18 protein-coding genes are annotated in these 15,191 nt (G+C 39.8%); 17 read left to right on the top strand and 1 reads right to left on the bottom strand.

The window, feature by feature from the left end; all coding sequences use genetic code 11:
• Window positions 1-80: 80 nt before the first annotated feature.
• The 14 genes from NQU59_RS13900 (at window position 81) to NQU59_RS13835 (ending at window position 12,546) form a co-directional block, all read left to right on the top strand.
• Window positions 81-1,094: an aminoglycoside phosphotransferase family protein gene (locus tag NQU59_RS13900; protein ID WP_005241900.1), complete on the top strand. Its 1,014-nt coding sequence runs from the start codon at window positions 81-83 to the stop codon at window positions 1,092-1,094.
• Window positions 1,094-1,783, top strand: a complete 690-nt coding sequence (murU, locus tag NQU59_RS13895) for an N-acetylmuramate alpha-1-phosphate uridylyltransferase MurU (RefSeq protein WP_005241899.1) — start codon at window positions 1,094-1,096, stop codon at window positions 1,781-1,783. The genes NQU59_RS13900 and murU overlap by 1 nt, the downstream gene beginning before the upstream one ends.
• Window positions 1,784-2,023: 240 nt before the next feature.
• The gene (gene rsmG, locus NQU59_RS13890) at window positions 2,024-2,659 is read left to right on the top strand and encodes a 16S rRNA (guanine(527)-N(7))-methyltransferase RsmG (RefSeq protein WP_005241898.1); all 636 of its coding nucleotides are present in this window, start codon (window positions 2,024-2,026) and stop codon (window positions 2,657-2,659) included.
• Window positions 2,660-2,677: 18 nt separating this feature from the next.
• Complete coding sequence (locus tag NQU59_RS13885; RefSeq protein WP_005241897.1) at window positions 2,678-3,460, top strand: ParA family protein; 783 nt, start codon at window positions 2,678-2,680, stop codon at window positions 3,458-3,460.
• On the top strand, window positions 3,457-4,344 hold the full coding sequence (locus NQU59_RS13880) for a ParB/RepB/Spo0J family partition protein (RefSeq protein ID WP_257063835.1): 888 nt from the start codon (window positions 3,457-3,459) through the stop codon (window positions 4,342-4,344). The genes NQU59_RS13885 and NQU59_RS13880 overlap by 4 nt, the downstream gene beginning before the upstream one ends.
• A gap of 100 nt (window positions 4,345-4,444) precedes the next feature.
• Entirely contained in the window at window positions 4,445-5,074 is a 630-nt protein-coding gene (locus NQU59_RS13875) for a MotA/TolQ/ExbB proton channel family protein (RefSeq protein ID WP_005241895.1), read from the top strand.
• Between the two features lie 14 nt (window positions 5,075-5,088).
• Window positions 5,089-5,517, top strand: coding sequence for an ExbD/TolR family protein (locus NQU59_RS13870; protein WP_005241894.1), 429 nt, complete (start codon window positions 5,089-5,091; stop codon window positions 5,515-5,517).
• Window positions 5,514-7,241: a lipid A export permease/ATP-binding protein MsbA gene (msbA, locus tag NQU59_RS13865; RefSeq protein ID WP_043969771.1), complete on the top strand. Its 1,728-nt coding sequence runs from the start codon at window positions 5,514-5,516 to the stop codon at window positions 7,239-7,241. The genes NQU59_RS13870 and msbA overlap by 4 nt, the downstream gene beginning before the upstream one ends.
• Window positions 7,242-7,243: 2 nt before the next feature.
• A complete protein-coding gene (lpxK, locus tag NQU59_RS13860) occupies window positions 7,244-8,251 on the top strand; it encodes a tetraacyldisaccharide 4'-kinase (RefSeq protein ID WP_257063832.1) in 1,008 nt (335 codons plus the stop codon).
• Between the two features lie 9 nt (window positions 8,252-8,260).
• On the top strand, window positions 8,261-9,022 hold the full coding sequence (gene kdsB / locus NQU59_RS13855) for a 3-deoxy-manno-octulosonate cytidylyltransferase (RefSeq protein WP_257063831.1): 762 nt from the start codon (window positions 8,261-8,263) through the stop codon (window positions 9,020-9,022).
• 2 nt (window positions 9,023-9,024) lie between these two features.
• Window positions 9,025-10,008, top strand: coding sequence for a DNA polymerase III subunit delta' (locus NQU59_RS13850; protein WP_257063830.1), 984 nt, complete (start codon window positions 9,025-9,027; stop codon window positions 10,006-10,008).
• A 184-nt stretch (window positions 10,009-10,192) separates the two neighbouring features.
• A complete protein-coding gene (locus NQU59_RS13845) occupies window positions 10,193-10,498 on the top strand; it encodes a hypothetical protein (RefSeq protein ID WP_005275055.1) in 306 nt (101 codons plus the stop codon).
• A 154-nt stretch (window positions 10,499-10,652) separates the two neighbouring features.
• Window positions 10,653-11,162, top strand: coding sequence for a hypothetical protein (locus NQU59_RS13840; protein ID WP_257063826.1), 510 nt, complete (start codon window positions 10,653-10,655; stop codon window positions 11,160-11,162).
• 175 nt (window positions 11,163-11,337) lie between these two features.
• Entirely contained in the window at window positions 11,338-12,546 is a 1,209-nt protein-coding gene (locus NQU59_RS13835; protein WP_005202188.1) for an IS256-like element ISAba26 family transposase, read from the top strand.
• A gap of 24 nt (window positions 12,547-12,570) precedes the next feature.
• On the opposite strand, the gene NQU59_RS13830 is transcribed toward NQU59_RS13835, so the two are convergent.
• Window positions 12,571-13,047, bottom strand: a complete 477-nt coding sequence (locus tag NQU59_RS13830) for a hypothetical protein (protein ID WP_257063824.1) — start codon at window positions 13,045-13,047, stop codon at window positions 12,571-12,573.
• Between the two features lie 343 nt (window positions 13,048-13,390).
• On the opposite strand from NQU59_RS13830, the gene NQU59_RS13825 reads away from it, so the two are divergent.
• The 3 genes from NQU59_RS13825 to NQU59_RS13815 are packed head-to-tail and all read left to right on the top strand — an operon-like array spanning window position 13,391 to window position 15,182.
• On the top strand, window positions 13,391-13,735 hold the full coding sequence (locus NQU59_RS13825; protein ID WP_005241886.1) for a PilZ domain-containing protein: 345 nt from the start codon (window positions 13,391-13,393) through the stop codon (window positions 13,733-13,735).
• A gap of 24 nt (window positions 13,736-13,759) precedes the next feature.
• Entirely contained in the window at window positions 13,760-14,533 is a 774-nt protein-coding gene (locus NQU59_RS13820) for a TatD family hydrolase (protein ID WP_005241885.1), read from the top strand.
• A 40-nt stretch (window positions 14,534-14,573) separates the two neighbouring features.
• Complete coding sequence (locus tag NQU59_RS13815) at window positions 14,574-15,182, top strand: TetR/AcrR family transcriptional regulator (RefSeq protein WP_004757931.1); 609 nt, start codon at window positions 14,574-14,576, stop codon at window positions 15,180-15,182.
• Window positions 15,183-15,191 lie beyond the last annotated feature (9 nt).

Raw genomic sequence — 15,191 nt, 5'->3', positions numbered from 1 at the left:
TGTCGCATCATAGAGAAAAAGTTGATAAGTGGCTACACTTAAGCTTTCAAAATCTCAGCTAGTTTTAGATTTTATTGCAAATGAATACACAACGTGAACAATTGATACAAACTTGGCTTCAAGCCACTCTCCAATCTGATCAATTTGAGATCAATTTTTTAGCAGGAGATGCAAGCTTTCGTCGTTATGCGCGAATTGGATTACAAAACAAAACATACATGCTTATGGATGCGCCTCCTGAAAAAGAAGATTGTGCACCATTTGTAAGTATTGATGAGTTTTTTGACAAACATGGTGTGCGTGTTCCGCATATTATTGCGAAAGACTTAGCACATGGTCTGTTATTGCTGGAAGATTTTGGTGATGTTGTACTTTCGACACTGCTCACAGATCACACGGTTGATCAGTACTACGCACAAAGCTTTAAGCAGTTAATAGCGTTGCAACAGGTCGATGGTCATGGGCAATTGCCAGCTTATTCATACGAAAAGTTAATGACTGAAATGCGTTTGCTAACGGACTGGATGTTACCTTCACTGAACATTCAACCGACAGAGCAGCAATTGGAAACAATTGAACAGGCATTTGATTTCCTTGCCATTGAAGCAACTCAACAACCACAAGTGATTGTACATCGTGATTTTCACAGTCGTAACTTGATGAAAATTGAAAATGAGCAAGAGCTTGGCGTGATTGATTTTCAGGATGCCGTGATTGGTGCGGATACCTATGATTTGATTTCGATTACACGTGATGCGTATGTACAGTGGAATGCTGAGCGTGTATATGAGTGGTTTGAGGTGTTTTATAACTTATTACCCGCGGCAGCAAAAGAAAACCGTAGTTTTGAGCAATTCAAGCGAGATGCGGACTTGATGGCAATTCAGCGCCATTTGAAAATTTTAGGTATCTTTGTACGCCTGTTTGAACGTGATGGTAAATCTGGCTATTTAAAAGATTTACCACGTGTGATGTGGTATTTGCTTGAAGAAAGCCAAGGCTATGATGAACTGAATGATTTCATGCAGTTTATCCGTGATGTAGTCATGCCGAAATTTATTGCAAAATATGGTGATTACGAGGTTGCAGCATAATGAAAGCCATGATTCTAGCTGCAGGCTTGGGTAATCGCATGCGGCCTTTAACATTACATACCCCTAAACCTTTACTTGAGGTTGGTGGGAAACCACTGATTGTCTGGCATATCGAGAAACTTAAAGCGATTGGCGTGACTGAGATCGTGATTAATACGGCTTGGTTGGCTGACAAGCTCGTGGCGGCGCTTGGTGATGGTTCGCAATTTGGTGTGACGATCTTATGGTCGCATGAAGGCGAGGGGCTGGAAACGGCAGGTGGCATCATTAATGCTTTACCTTTGCTGGGTGATCAGCCTTTTATCTTGGTGAATGGTGATGTCTGGACCACGATGGACTTTTCTTCATTGCTCAGTGTTCAGTTAGATGGTAAGCAAGCACATTTGGTGCTGGTGGAGAATCCACCACAGCATTTGAAAGGTGATTTTATTCTTGCGAATAATCTAGCTTATACTTTTGAGCAGGAACAGTTTGGTGAGGCATTAACTTATAGTGGTGTTGCGATATTTGATCCACAGATGTTTAATGGATTGGAAAACGGTAAACGGCCTTTAGCACCATTACTGAAACAAGCGATGCAACAGCAGCAGGTTTCAGCTGAAAAGATGCAGGCAATTTGGGTGGATGTTGGTACACCAGAGCGTTTGCAACAACTGGATCAGCAAATCCAACAAGGTGTATTTGCATAAGGTTATGGCTTGTTTATGGCATTTTAGCCGATAGCACAATGCACGGCTGAAATGTCAATAGCCCTAAGAAAAATGCTTTGTCTATCTGTGATTTGCATAAGAACAGACAAAAAATTAGCGGATTGTGCAGTTTATCATGCTTGTAAATGTTTAACTGCATAATCGTTCAACAAGTCCTACTGTGCCTTGTATCAGAAATCGGTATACTGCACAGCAAATTTATCGAGATGTTGCACTGTTATGCATCCTTTTTTTCAAGAATTAAAGCAAGGTAGTCAAGCTCTAGGTTTAAACCTGAGTGAGGATAGCCTAACACTCTTATTGAAATATCAAGATGCTCTCGTGCTGTGGAATAAGGCCTACAACTTAACGGCGATTCGTGAGCCGAAAGAAATGTTGGTTAAACATTTGTTGGATAGTTTAAGTATCTTAAATGATTTACCACAAGGCCGTTTACTGGATGTTGGGACAGGTGGCGGAATGCCGGGCATGATCATTGCTTTGTGTCAGCCAGAACGTTCTTGTGTATTATTGGATTCAAATGGGAAAAAAATTCGTTTCCTGAAGCAGTTTATTGCTGATTTGAAATTGAAAAATGTTATTGCTGTGCAAACACGTGTTGAAAATGAAGACAGCATTGGCGAGTTGGGGCAGTTTGATGTGATTACCAGCCGGGCATTTGCTTCGTTGACTGACTTTGTGGATGCGGCACAACCTTATATGCATGAGCAGAGTATTATTGCTGCAATGAAAGGCTTGGTGCCAGCGGATGAAGTTGAACAGATGAAAGATGAGTATTCATGTAAGATCATTGAACTTCGTGTCCCGAGATTAGATGAACAACGTCATTTACTTTTACTTCAACGCATTCAATAAAAATATTAAGAGGAAGTCATGGCTCAAATTATTGCGATTGCAAACCAAAAAGGTGGTGTCGGAAAAACCACGACAGCAGTCAACCTTGCTGCTTCTTTGGCGATCTTGAAAAAACGTGTCTTGCTGGTTGATATGGACTCGCAAGGGAATGCCACCATGGGGTCTGGTATTCAAAAGAATGATTTACTTTATTCTGTGACCGATGTGTTGTTGGGTGAAGTGCCGATTGAAACTGCCATTCAAAAAGCAGAAGTGGGTTATAAAGTACTTGGGGCAAACCGAGAGCTTGCTGGCGTAGAGTTGGCGATTGCAGAGCAGGAAGGACGAGAGTTTATTCTTAAAAATGCATTGCAAGAGGTCGATGCTGCCTTTGACTATATTATAGTGGATTGTGCACCAAGCTTAAGCCTGATTACGGTGAATGCCTTAGCTGCGGTTAATGGTGTGATTATTCCAATGCAATGCGAATATTATGCCTTGGAAGGTTTGGCTGATCTCACTCAAACGATTGATCGTATACAAAAAGCCCTTAATCCAAACTTGGAAATTGTTGGGGTATTACGTACCATGTATGATGCTCGGAATGCATTGACACGTGATGTGTCAGCAGAGCTGGAGCAATATTTTGGTAAAAAGTTATATGAAACGGTCATTCCCCGAAATATTCGTTTGGCAGAAGCGCCCGCGCATGGGTTGCCAGTGATTTATTTTGAGAAAAGTTCTAAAGGCGCTGTTTCATATTTGAACCTAGCCGCTGAAATGTTGAAGAAAAGTAAAGTGAAAAAAGGAAGTGCGGTATGAGCATCAAAAAACGCGGATTGGCTAAAGGTCGTGGTTTAGATGCGCTATTGGGTTCAATTCAAAAAGAAAAATTGCAACTTGAAGCACAAGCCTTGGATCATGGTCAACTCAAGCAAATTGATGTCAATTTATTGAAGCGTGGCGAATACCAACCACGTCGCTTTATTCAAGAACAAGATTTACAAGAGCTTGCCGCATCGATTGAAAAACATGGCGTGATGCAACCGATTGTGATTCGTCCTGTCGACGATGAACAACACCCCTATGAAATTATTGCAGGTGAGCGACGCTGGCGTGCGGCACAATTAGCAGGGTTAACAGAAATTCCTGCAATTGTGCGTGACTTAAATGATCAAGTCGCGATTGCTTTGGCATTGATCGAAAATATTCAACGTCAAGATTTGAATCCGATTGACCAAGCGGTGGCTCTACAACGTTTCCATGATGAGTTTGGTTTGAGCCATCAAGAAATTGCAGATACTGTTGGCAAAGCGCGTACGACAGTCAGTAACTTATTACGTTTACTCAGCTTGGCAGATCCAGTTAAAGATTTGATGCAACAAGGTCAGATTGATATGGGACATGCCCGTGCTATTTTGGCTTTGAAAGCAAAAGATCAAATCGCGGTTGCACAGATCGTGATTGAAAAAGGTTTGTCGGTACGACAGACTGAACAGTTAGTTCGTGAGTGGAGTGAACCAAAACCTGAAAAAGAAAAGGTTCAGGTATCTCCTGATATTGAACACTTGACTCTGAAGCTGTCAGAGCGTTTCGGGGCAAATGTGAAAATTGACCATAACCAAAAAGGTAAAGGGAAAATGGTCATTCATTACCACTCATTGGATGAGTTGGATGGAATCCTCAATATTTGTTTACCTAACTAATATTAAGGATTGGGTTCCTTTATCGGGTCTGTAAAGATAATTGAATGATGAGCGAATCCTGTTCCATCCTTTTATATTTTAAATATTATTGGGGAATAATATGTGGGAACTTGTGAAAGCGGGTGGTTGGTTAATGCTGCCCCTTATTCTCTCATCAATTTTTACGGTTGCCATTGCACTTGAACGATACATTCGTTTAAAACGGTCACAAGTTTTACCGCAAGTTTTGCTTATCAGTGGTTCTGATGCCGAGTCGGTGATTCAACATTTACAACAACAGGAAGCATCAAAAAGCCCGTTAGGTCGTATTTTAAAAGCAGGTTATGACCATCAAGATCAGGGTGAGCAATTTGCGCGTGCTCAGATGGAAGCAACCGCATCTCAAGAGATTAGTCATCTTGAAAAAAATATTAACTTCTTGGGAACTTTGAGTGCGATTGCTCCTTTGTTGGGTTTGCTGGGAACAGTGCTCGGGATTATTGAATCTTTTTTAGTGATTGATGTCGGTTCAGCGGGTAATGCCAGTATGATGATGCCAGGTATTTCCAAAGCTTTAATTACGACTGCTGTAGGGATGCTGATTGCGATTCCTGCAATGATTGCTTATCGTTATTTTCAACGAGTAGTACATGAGTATGTTGCCGAATTGGAACAGCAATCAACACTATTTCATGCTGCACTTTTTTATAAGAAAGCAGCTTATGCACATGAACATCGTCGTGCAAGCTAAGCCGAGGTGTTCATATGAAATTTAAACGCTCTCAAGTTGAAGATATTCATATCAATTTGACACCAATGATTGACTGTATGTTATTTATTTTGGTGTTTTTATTATTATCGACGACATTTAGTCAGCAAAGTCGTATAAATCTGACATTACCCGATGCACAAGGTGTTCCGCCTAAACAATTCGATCACAAAATTGAAATCATGGTAGACTCCACAGGACATTATTCTGTTAATGGTCAAGCTTTATCAAGCAAGGATATTGCTGATTTAAGCACGGCTATCAAGCAGATTGCACAAGATCGTCGTGATTTTATGTTCATTATTGCGGCTGATGCCAAAGCTGCGCATCAAGACGTGATTCGCGTGATGGATGTTGCCGGTCAACTCGGTTTTGTTAACGTCAATATCAGCACCAAGGTTCCAACAAGAGGTTTTACTGAGTGAATCAGGATTTTAAGGTTTATGTCCGTTTAATATCGTATTTAAAATCTTATTGGGGCGTTGCCTTATTAGTCTTGCTTGGTTTCGGAATCAATGCAGCGACAGAAGTTTCTGTGGCAAAACTGTTGAAGTACATTATTGATGCCATTCAAGAAGGTAGCCGAACAAATCTGGATTGGTTTCCAGCGCTAATTGTTTTATTGATGTTTTTCCGTGGTTTTGGTCTATTTCTCGGTGGTTACTTTTCTGCGGTGATTTCACGCAGTTTGGTGTTTAGCATTCGCCAGGAAGTTTATGCAAAACTTTTAAGGCTCCCATCACAATATTATCTTGATAACAGTGCGGGTCATATCAGTGCGAAACTGATGTATAACGTAGAGCAGTTAACAGCAGCGTCTTCCGAATCTCTGCAAACATTGATTAAAGATGGTTTGATTGTTGTTGGTTTATTGAGTTATTTACTTTATACCAATTGGCGTTTAACCCTATGTATTGTGGTTTTTATGCCATTTATTGGTTTGCTGGTGAGAATTGCATCGAAAAAGATGCGGAAACTGTCGATCCAGGTCCAAAATACCATGGGCGATGTCAACCACGTGGTACAAGAAACCATTACAGGAAACTCTGTTGTAAAGAGTTTTACCGGTGAAGCGTTTGAACAGAAGCGTTTTTATAAGTCTTCTGAGGAGAACCTGCGCCGCGGTTTGAAAATGGTGGTGGTACAGAATATTAATAGTCCGATCATTCAACTGTTATTGTCGATGGCAATGGCAATCATTTTGTGGTTGGCTCTACGTCCACAGGTATTGGGTGATACATCTGCAGGTGAGTTTGTCTCTTATATTACTGCAGCAGGTTTAATTTCAAAACCAGTAAAAAACTTAACAGATATCAATGAAAAGCTACAACGTGGTTTAGCCGCAGCACATTCCGTATTTGAATTGCTGGATATGCCTGAAGAAGTCAATAACGGACAGCTTAAACCAGTCTTACACGGTAATATTAAATTTGAGCATGCGAATTTGCGTTATGAAGATGGCACGCATGCAATTAAAGACTTCTCTTTGGATATCAAAGCAGGACAAACTATTGCATTGGTAGGACGGTCTGGCGCAGGAAAAACCTCACTGGTGAATATGTTGCCACGCTTTCAAGAGTTAAGCGAAGGGAAAATTTATTTTGATAATATTCCTGTTCAAGATATTGAATTGTCGTATTTGCGGTCACAAATTTCGACAGTGAATCAACAGGTCGTACTTTTTAACCGTTCAGTGCGTGATAATATTGCTTATGGTCAGCTACAAGATGCGACTGATGAACAGGTTGTTGCAGCCGCTAAAGCAGCATTTGCACATGATTTTATCATGAACTTGCCACAAGGTTATGACACGATTCTTGGGGCACAAGGCCTGAATTTGTCAGGTGGTCAGCGTCAGCGTATCGCAATTGCAAGGGCGATTTTAAAAGATTCTCCGATCTTGATTTTGGATGAAGCGACCAGTGCACTCGATAATGAATCTGAATATTTCATCCAACAGGCATTTGATGAAGCCATGCAAGGACGTACTACAATTGTAATTGCACATCGTCTTTCAACAGTTGAAAATGCAGATATGATCGTAGTCATGGATAAAGGGCAAATTATTGAACAAGGGACACATGCTGAATTGCTTGCCAAGCATGGTATGTACTATCAACTACATCAACGCAATTTTGAGGAAAATTAAGCATGTCGATGGCACAGCGGATTCAGGATGCTTGGAATGAACAGGCTTCGTGGTTAGTGCTGTTGCGCCCATTGTCATGGTTATATCGACTCGGTTTTTGTGCGAATCAGGCGCTGTATCAACATGGAATTAAGCCTGTTTATCAAGCGCCAGTGCCTGTTATGGTGATTGGAAACATTACAGTTGGTGGTAGTGGTAAAACACCGTTATTGATCCAGTTGGTTAAGTACTTACAACAGCATAATTTAAAAGTTGGAGTAATTAGCCGTGGTTATGGTGGCACAGGCCCATTTCCACTTTTGGTGACGAAGGGTTCAGAACCTGAGGCTACAGGGGATGAACCTTGTCTGATCGTACAATCGACCGGTGTAGCGATGGCTGTTGGGCCAAACCGACAAGCTGCTATTGAGTTGCTTCTTGAAAATGAAAAACTTGATCTAATTATTAGTGACGACGGCCTGCAACATTGGGCTTTAGCGCGGCAAATCGAATGGATTGTATTGGATCAGAATCGTGGTTTAGGCAATGAAAAACTCTTACCTGAAGGATATTTGCGTGAGCCCAAATCACGCTTAAAAAAAAGCACCGTGATTGCACATACTAAAACTGCACAAGCACAAAGAAATATGCATTTAGCAGTTGGGGAACCTTATCTGTTAAATCCTGATGTAGAGACGAAATGGTTTGATGCCAGTCAGTACTTTAATGCAGTTGTTGGCATCGGCTTTCCACAGCGTTTTTATCAAACTTTGAATACCTTGAAGGTGCAGCAATATCAGGCCCATGAGTTTCCAGATCATCATGATTATGAGATTGCTGATCTAACTTTCGATAATCATGATGCGATTATTACCACTGAGAAAGATGCGGTAAAGTTCAAGGCATTATTAAAGCAAAACTCTGAATTTAATATTCCAATCTGGGTTGTACCCGTTGAGGCTGTTTTATCATCTGATTGCTATGATTTGCTGAAGTCGCAACTACAGCAAGTTGGTATTCAATTTTCTTAGAGAGCGACCATGAAACATATTGTTATTCCGGCTCGTTTTGCGAGTTCTCGCCTGCCTGCAAAACCCTTATTGCTTATTCATGGCCGCCCAATGATTTTGCGTGTGGTTGATCAAGCCAAAAAAGTTGCTGGCTTTGATGACCTTTGTGTAGCGACAGATGATGAGCGGATTGCTGAAGTATGCCGTGCAGAAGGCGTTGATGTGGTCATCACCAGTACAGAGCATCCTTCAGGTACAGACCGTTTAAGTGAGGTTGCGCGGCTGAAGGGATGGTTGCAAGATGATATTATCGTCAATGTACAGGGTGATGAGCCATTGCTACCAGCACAGCTTGTTCAGCAGGTTAGCCAACTTTTGGTCGACAATCCGCAGTGCTCAATGTCAACACTATGTGAACCGATTCATCAGCTGGATGAGTTTCAGCGAGATAGTATTGTCAAAGTGGTCATGAGCAAGCGTAATGAGGCGCTATATTTTAGCCGTGCCACTATTCCATATGATCGTGATGGTGCGAAACAGGCTGAGCTAACACTACATGATCAAGCTTTTCGTCACTTAGGTTTATATGCTTATCGTGTTAAATTACTGCAAGAGTATATCACTTGGGAACAGGGGCATCTTGAGAAATTAGAAAGTCTAGAGCAACTGCGTGTACTTGAAAATGGTCATCGTATTGCCATAGCCGTTGCAGAAGCCAATTTACCACCAGGCGTTGATACGCAAGCGGATCTGGATCGATTAAACACTATGCCTGTGAGTGCCTTTCAATAATTATGGTCGATATTCAATCTACGGTGAAATATCCTTGGCATACCCAAACATGGGAATTGTTAACTACACGGTTTCCTGAGCTTGGGCACGGCCTTTTGTTTTATGGAAAGCAAGGCTGCGCAAAAAAAGAGTTTGCGGCGCGATTTGTGGCTTGGGTTCTTTGTTTGAATAAGCAAGTGCAGGCTGCTTGTGGTGAATGTACGAGTTGCCAATGGTTAAAGTCTGACACTCACCCAAATTATGTGCATATCACCACGGATGAAGAGAATAAAAAACAAAATGCTAAAATTAAAATTGAAAAGATTCGCGATCTACTTCCATTTGTTCAGCAAACAGGAGAGGGTTGGCGTGTTGTCGTTATTGAGCCTGCTGAAGCATTAAATACGGCCTCAGCCAATGCACTACTCAAAACTCTGGAGGAACCTGGCGAGAAAGTGGTACTGATCTTATTGGCTGATCATTACTTAAAACTTCCAGCAACGATTCGAAGTCGATTACAGCATTTTGCTTTAGATCGATTAACGATCTCAGATGCACAAGCATTTATAAAACAGCAAATTCCTGAAATTAGTGCTGAGCAAGTTTCTTTATTGCTGAACCTTGCCAATGATATGCCTTTAACGGCTATTGAAATTGAAAAGAGTGAATGGCTACAGAAACGTGCCTTATTTCTACAGGATTGGCTTAAGTTGGTTGTCGAAAAGAATATGCCTTTAAACTATTCAAATAAGTGGTCTAAAGAATTAAATTTCGCTGAATGGATAACCATGTTTGAATATCTGTTAGGGGATTTGATTAGTTTAAAGTTGAATCAATCATTAAAGAATGATGATTTGGATTTTAAGCCACTGGCTGAATTTTATAGTTTAGAGACACTCTTTACGATTTATTCTGATTTACAGAAGAAAAAGTTAATGATTGAGCAAAATGTACAAACCCAATTGGTTATGGATGAGTTGTTTATTCAGCTAATGAACGTTGGTTAAGTTGGTTTAAAAAATATTTTAATTAAATTTATATGCTTAGCTCTGTTTTCTAATCTGCGGAGCTATCTTTTGTAGTGATCATGTAAGCTTTGTATATAAATTGTTCTTCGCTCTTTAATCCTTATAAAATGTATATAAAATGTGAGTTACTTCACAATAATATTAAAAAATAAGGAATATAGAGATGAAAATAACATTTATCGCGTTTGCTTTATCATTTTTAATGATACCAAGCATTGTAATGGCAGAACCAAAATTTGTATCAAATATTAATGGCTCTTCATTTGTGATTAATGCTTCAAATATAGGATCTCAGGCCTATGAATGTATTTATAACTATTCTTTCAATCATGATCGTGGCTCAGTAGCGAATCAGTTTAGTGGTAAATTTTATATTGAAGCTGGGGTGAATAATATTTCAGTCATTTCAAGAAATACTGATCGAATGATTAGCACCTTGGATTTTGATTATAAATGTACCGAAAAATAGAAAATTCTTTTTTGATTTTTAGGAAAGAGCTGCTCATACGGGTGGCTTTTTTATTGGAAAAATCTCCTTAGTCGAGTGTTAAAAATTCACATTTTTAAGTAAATATGTTATTTTTTCACATGGCGTTTTGCTAGATATGCTAGGGAATTGAGATATGCAAATAAAAACACTTTTAGTCGCTTTGGGCTGTCTGTCATTGAGTGCTTGTCAGACTTTGGATTCAGCAATGTCAGCAACGGATGGAATTTTAAATAAAACTGGAGATATTTTGAGTGGAGACTTCCGTGGCTTAGGGGCTGCTAAGAAGGCAACTCTGTCAGAAATTTGGAGAGATTGGCAACAGAATGAAATTACAGCAAAGCGAAAGTGGGATGCACAGCGTCTTGAAGTACCTGGAATCATTACACGTATTACTAAAACAGGTGAGGTGATTTCCCAAAACCAGATTGCGATTATCTTTAAAGATCCAAGTAATGCTAAATGTAAAGGACAGGGGCTGACTCGTGATGATTTAAAAGTAAATACCGATAAAATTAGTAATTTAAAGGTAGGTGATCGAATTACCGTGACGGGTGTGTTGGGGACCACTGAATCAAAATGGGCAACTCAAGGTGAATGTTGGTTCTCTTTTGATAAAGCTGAAATTGTTAAAGCATCAAAATAGTGAATGTGATAGATATAGCAAGCAGGCCTTGCTATATCTCATTGAAATCATTGTCTTATGGGTTGAATTTTCCATTCTCATCTTCATGCTCTGCTGCAATGGGACTGTTCTAAATTTTGTGTAAGTACTTAATTTTCATTTATCCTTCAGAGGATAATTACAAAAGGTACTTCACATGGATGAAGCAACAATCAAAAGTATGGCTGCCGAATTGGCTAAAGGTCTAAAAACACCAGAAGACTTAAACCAAATGACAGCAGTCTTTAAAAAATTCATGATTGAAACTGCACTCAATACTGAACTTTCAGACCATCTCGGTTATGAAAAGCATCAGTCCAGGAAAGGCTCAAATAGCCGTAATGGGTTTAGTTCTAAAACCATTACAACTCAAGATGGACAACTGGCTTTAGATATTCCCCGTGATCGAGAAGGTTCATTTGAGCCACAAATTATCAAAAAGCACCAAACACGCATCACCAGTATGGATGACCAAATCCTCTCACTGTATGCAAAAGGAATGACTAATAGGGAAATTGTAGCCTTCTTCAAAGAAATGTACGATGCCGATGTCTCAGCATCTCTCATCAGCAAAGTTACCGATGCTGTGATTGAGCAAGTGACTGAGTGGCAAAATAGAGCCTTAGATAGCCTTTATCCTGTTGTCTATCTTGACTGTATTGTTGTCAAAGTCCGTCAGCACTCCAATGTGATTAACAAGTCCGTATACCTTGCTTTAGGCATCAATATGGATGGACAAAAAGAATTACTGGGTATGTGGATTGCTCAGACAGAAGGTGCCAAATTCTGGCTGTCAGTCATGACAGAGCTAAAAAATCGAGGAGTACAGGATATTCTTGTTGCCTGTGTAGATGGATTAAAAGGCTTTCCTGACGCGATAGCCTCCGTTTACCCTCATACTGATATTCAACTGTGTATCGTGCATGTTGTACGCAATAGCCTGAGATTTGTAAGCTGGAAAGACTACAAGGCTGTTACCTCGGGTCTGAAAGCGATTTATCAGGCAAGTACAGAGGAAAATGCTTTAAAGTCCCTAGACATCTTCTGTGATCAATGGAATCACCAGTATCCCAAAATTGGAGAATCCTGGCGGGCCAATTGGGAAAATATCCGAACGATCTTTAGCTATCCAGCCGAAATACGTCATGCAATTTATACAACAAATGCGATTGAGTCGTTGAATAGCGTAATACGCCATTCAACGAAGAAGAGGAAAATCTTTTCATCTGATGACTCAGTAAAGAAGGTCATTTACTTAGCAACATCAAATGCTGCGAAGAAATGGACGATGCCAATTCAAAATTGGCGTTTAGCAATGAATTGGTTTACGATTCAGTTCGATGATCGATTAAAAGATCATTTATAAAAAATGGAACTTACACAAAATAATTTACAGGCTCGCTGCAATGGGTGTATGGTAAATTAGATTCAACTGATTGTTTTTGAGTAGATAGAATTTTTTGGCATAAATGTCTTTTCCATTCACTTTGACAGAACCATGTGTGATCAATAGCAAACTGTTGGGTTGGGTATCAATCAATTTTTCTCCGGTTTCGCCTCCGAATGTCTGTAAAATTTTACCAGTTTTTTTGCTAATTAAGGTGAGGCTATAACACATTGCACCACAGCCCCAACCAACTACTACATATTCTCCAGCATAATCTGGTCTTTCTGTTAGGCCTTGTGATAATCGTGTTCTAAATAAACGGGCATAGTCATCAGTCATATCCAGTTGAGCCGTGGGTCCTTTGTACATCCGAACAGGGTAGTCGGTAAATTTAGGTTGTTTTTTCAAGTTTTCAGCATAGAGCATGGAGGTACTCAGCAAGTAAAAGCTACAAAATACCAATAGGCTTATTCTTTTCATGTTTAAACTCCTTTTGATTTAATATTTTCAGCTTTAATTGAGCTCAAAATATTGAAACAGGATTGAACAATTGTCATCTAGGCTTAAATATTTCTTTTTAGACTACATGGCTTGTTTAAATAAAGTTCGGATTGTCTACTTTACTCTGCTTTTACCTAAACATTATTTGTTGTTTGTTCGATTGTTTTCTATAATCAAGTGATAAATCGAGTATAGGTTTTTTACGGGCCAGTCACTAGAGTGTGTGTTATAAATCTACACAACTTTTGTAATATATTTAGATTTATCAATGGTATAAAATTATTAATGTTTTAATTAATTGAGTGTTTGACAGGGGAATGTTATGCAACCACAAATGATGGGCGGAATTATACAGGTTAATATTACTGACAAATCTACATTGCAATCTAGCTATATGCCTTTTGTATCGGGAGGGGGTTTATTTGTACCGACCAAACAGGCAGTTAAAATGGGACAAGAAGTGTTTGTATTGGCAACGTTGCCTGAGCAATCACAAAAGATTCCTCTCACAGGAAAAGTGATCTGGATTTCACATAAACAAACCCATTTTAAGCCACAAGGCTTTGCAATTCAGTTGGTTGGTGAAAAAGGTGTGTATTATAAAAATGAAGCTGAAAAGCTTCTTGCTGGTATGAAAGGCTTGGATCGTCCAAGCTATACGATGTAGTTGTTAAGAGAATAGGAAAAAAGAGTGTTTGTTGATACGCATTGCCATTTAACCATGTTGGATCTGACACCTTATAACGGTGATTTAGATCAGGCACTGGAGCAAGCTCGGCTTGCAGGTGTTTCCAAGTTCATGGGGATTTCAGTCGATTTGGATGATCATGTTAAATTGGCAGACATTGCGGCAAGACATGATGATGTTGGTTACTCAGTCGGTGTGCATCCTTGTGAAGATGAGCAGATTATGGCGCGTGCAACAACCGACTATCTTGTGAAGCTTGCACAATCAGATAAAGTCTGGGCATTGGGGGAAACGGGGTTGGACTATTACCATAGTACTGATTTCGTGGCTGAGCAAAAACGTTGCTTCGCACGCCATATTGAAGCGTCGAAAATTGTCAAAAAGCCTGTAGTGGTGCATACCCGAGCAGCGAAACACGATACAGTCGATATTATTCGGGCGGAACACTCTACACATGGTATTCTGCACTGCTTTACTGAAGATTGGGAAACTGCCAAAGCTGTTCTGGATTGTGGTTATTATATTTCCTTTTCAGGAATTGTCTCATTCAAAAATGCACAAGACTTGCGGGATGTTGCGAAACAGGTGCCACTTGATCGGTTACTGATTGAAACGGATAGTCCTTATTTGGCACCCGTTCCATACCGTGGTAAAACCAATGAACCGAAATACGTTCCTTTTGTAGCAAAAGCATTAAGTGATGTATATGATAAATCGGTTGAAGAGATTGGCAGGATTACAACACAAAATTTTGAGAATCTCTTAAATTTGAAATAAACGGTTTTGTTGTATTAGGAAAGAGAGTTATTACGTGAAAATGGATCGGCAAGCTCAGTTCAGAGCACGAGAAGTATTAATTTTTCAAATCGCGGAGCAACTCCTATTAGAAAATGGTGAAGCGGGCATGACACTAGATGCCTTAGCAGCGGAACTAGATCTTGCAAAAGGGACCTTATACAAACATTTTCAAAGTAAAGACGAATTATATATGCTGCTGATTATTCGCAATGAGCGCATGTTACTTGAAATGATTCAAGATACTGAAAAAGCTTTTCCAGAACATTTGGCTTTTTTTATGCTGCATCATTTGCATCATCCTGAGCGTACCGCTTTATTTCACCAAATCGAAGAACGTCTTTCAACAACGGGTCAGGGCATTCAGTTGCTGTTTAGTGAATTATATAAAGTGCGTCGGCAACGTTTACGTATCATCATTCGAATGACTGAGAGTTACTTGTTGGACATCAATAGCACCATGACCACACGTGATTATCTCGCCTCCATTTGGTCGTTGACCTATGGCGCGGCTGTAATTTTGAATTCGAGTTTTTACCAACGTTACATTGGATCGCGAGACACATTGCGTGTTGCTTATATTGAACAGGCACTCGCATTACCTAAGTTACTTGAATCTGCTTTACCTTAGTTGAAAAGA

The organism is Acinetobacter colistiniresistens, from assembly GCF_024582815.1.
GTDB lineage: Bacteria > Pseudomonadota > Gammaproteobacteria > Pseudomonadales > Moraxellaceae > Acinetobacter.
Note: the sequence above shows the minus strand (reverse complement) of the source record. Positions and strands in the feature narration are given on the sequence as shown.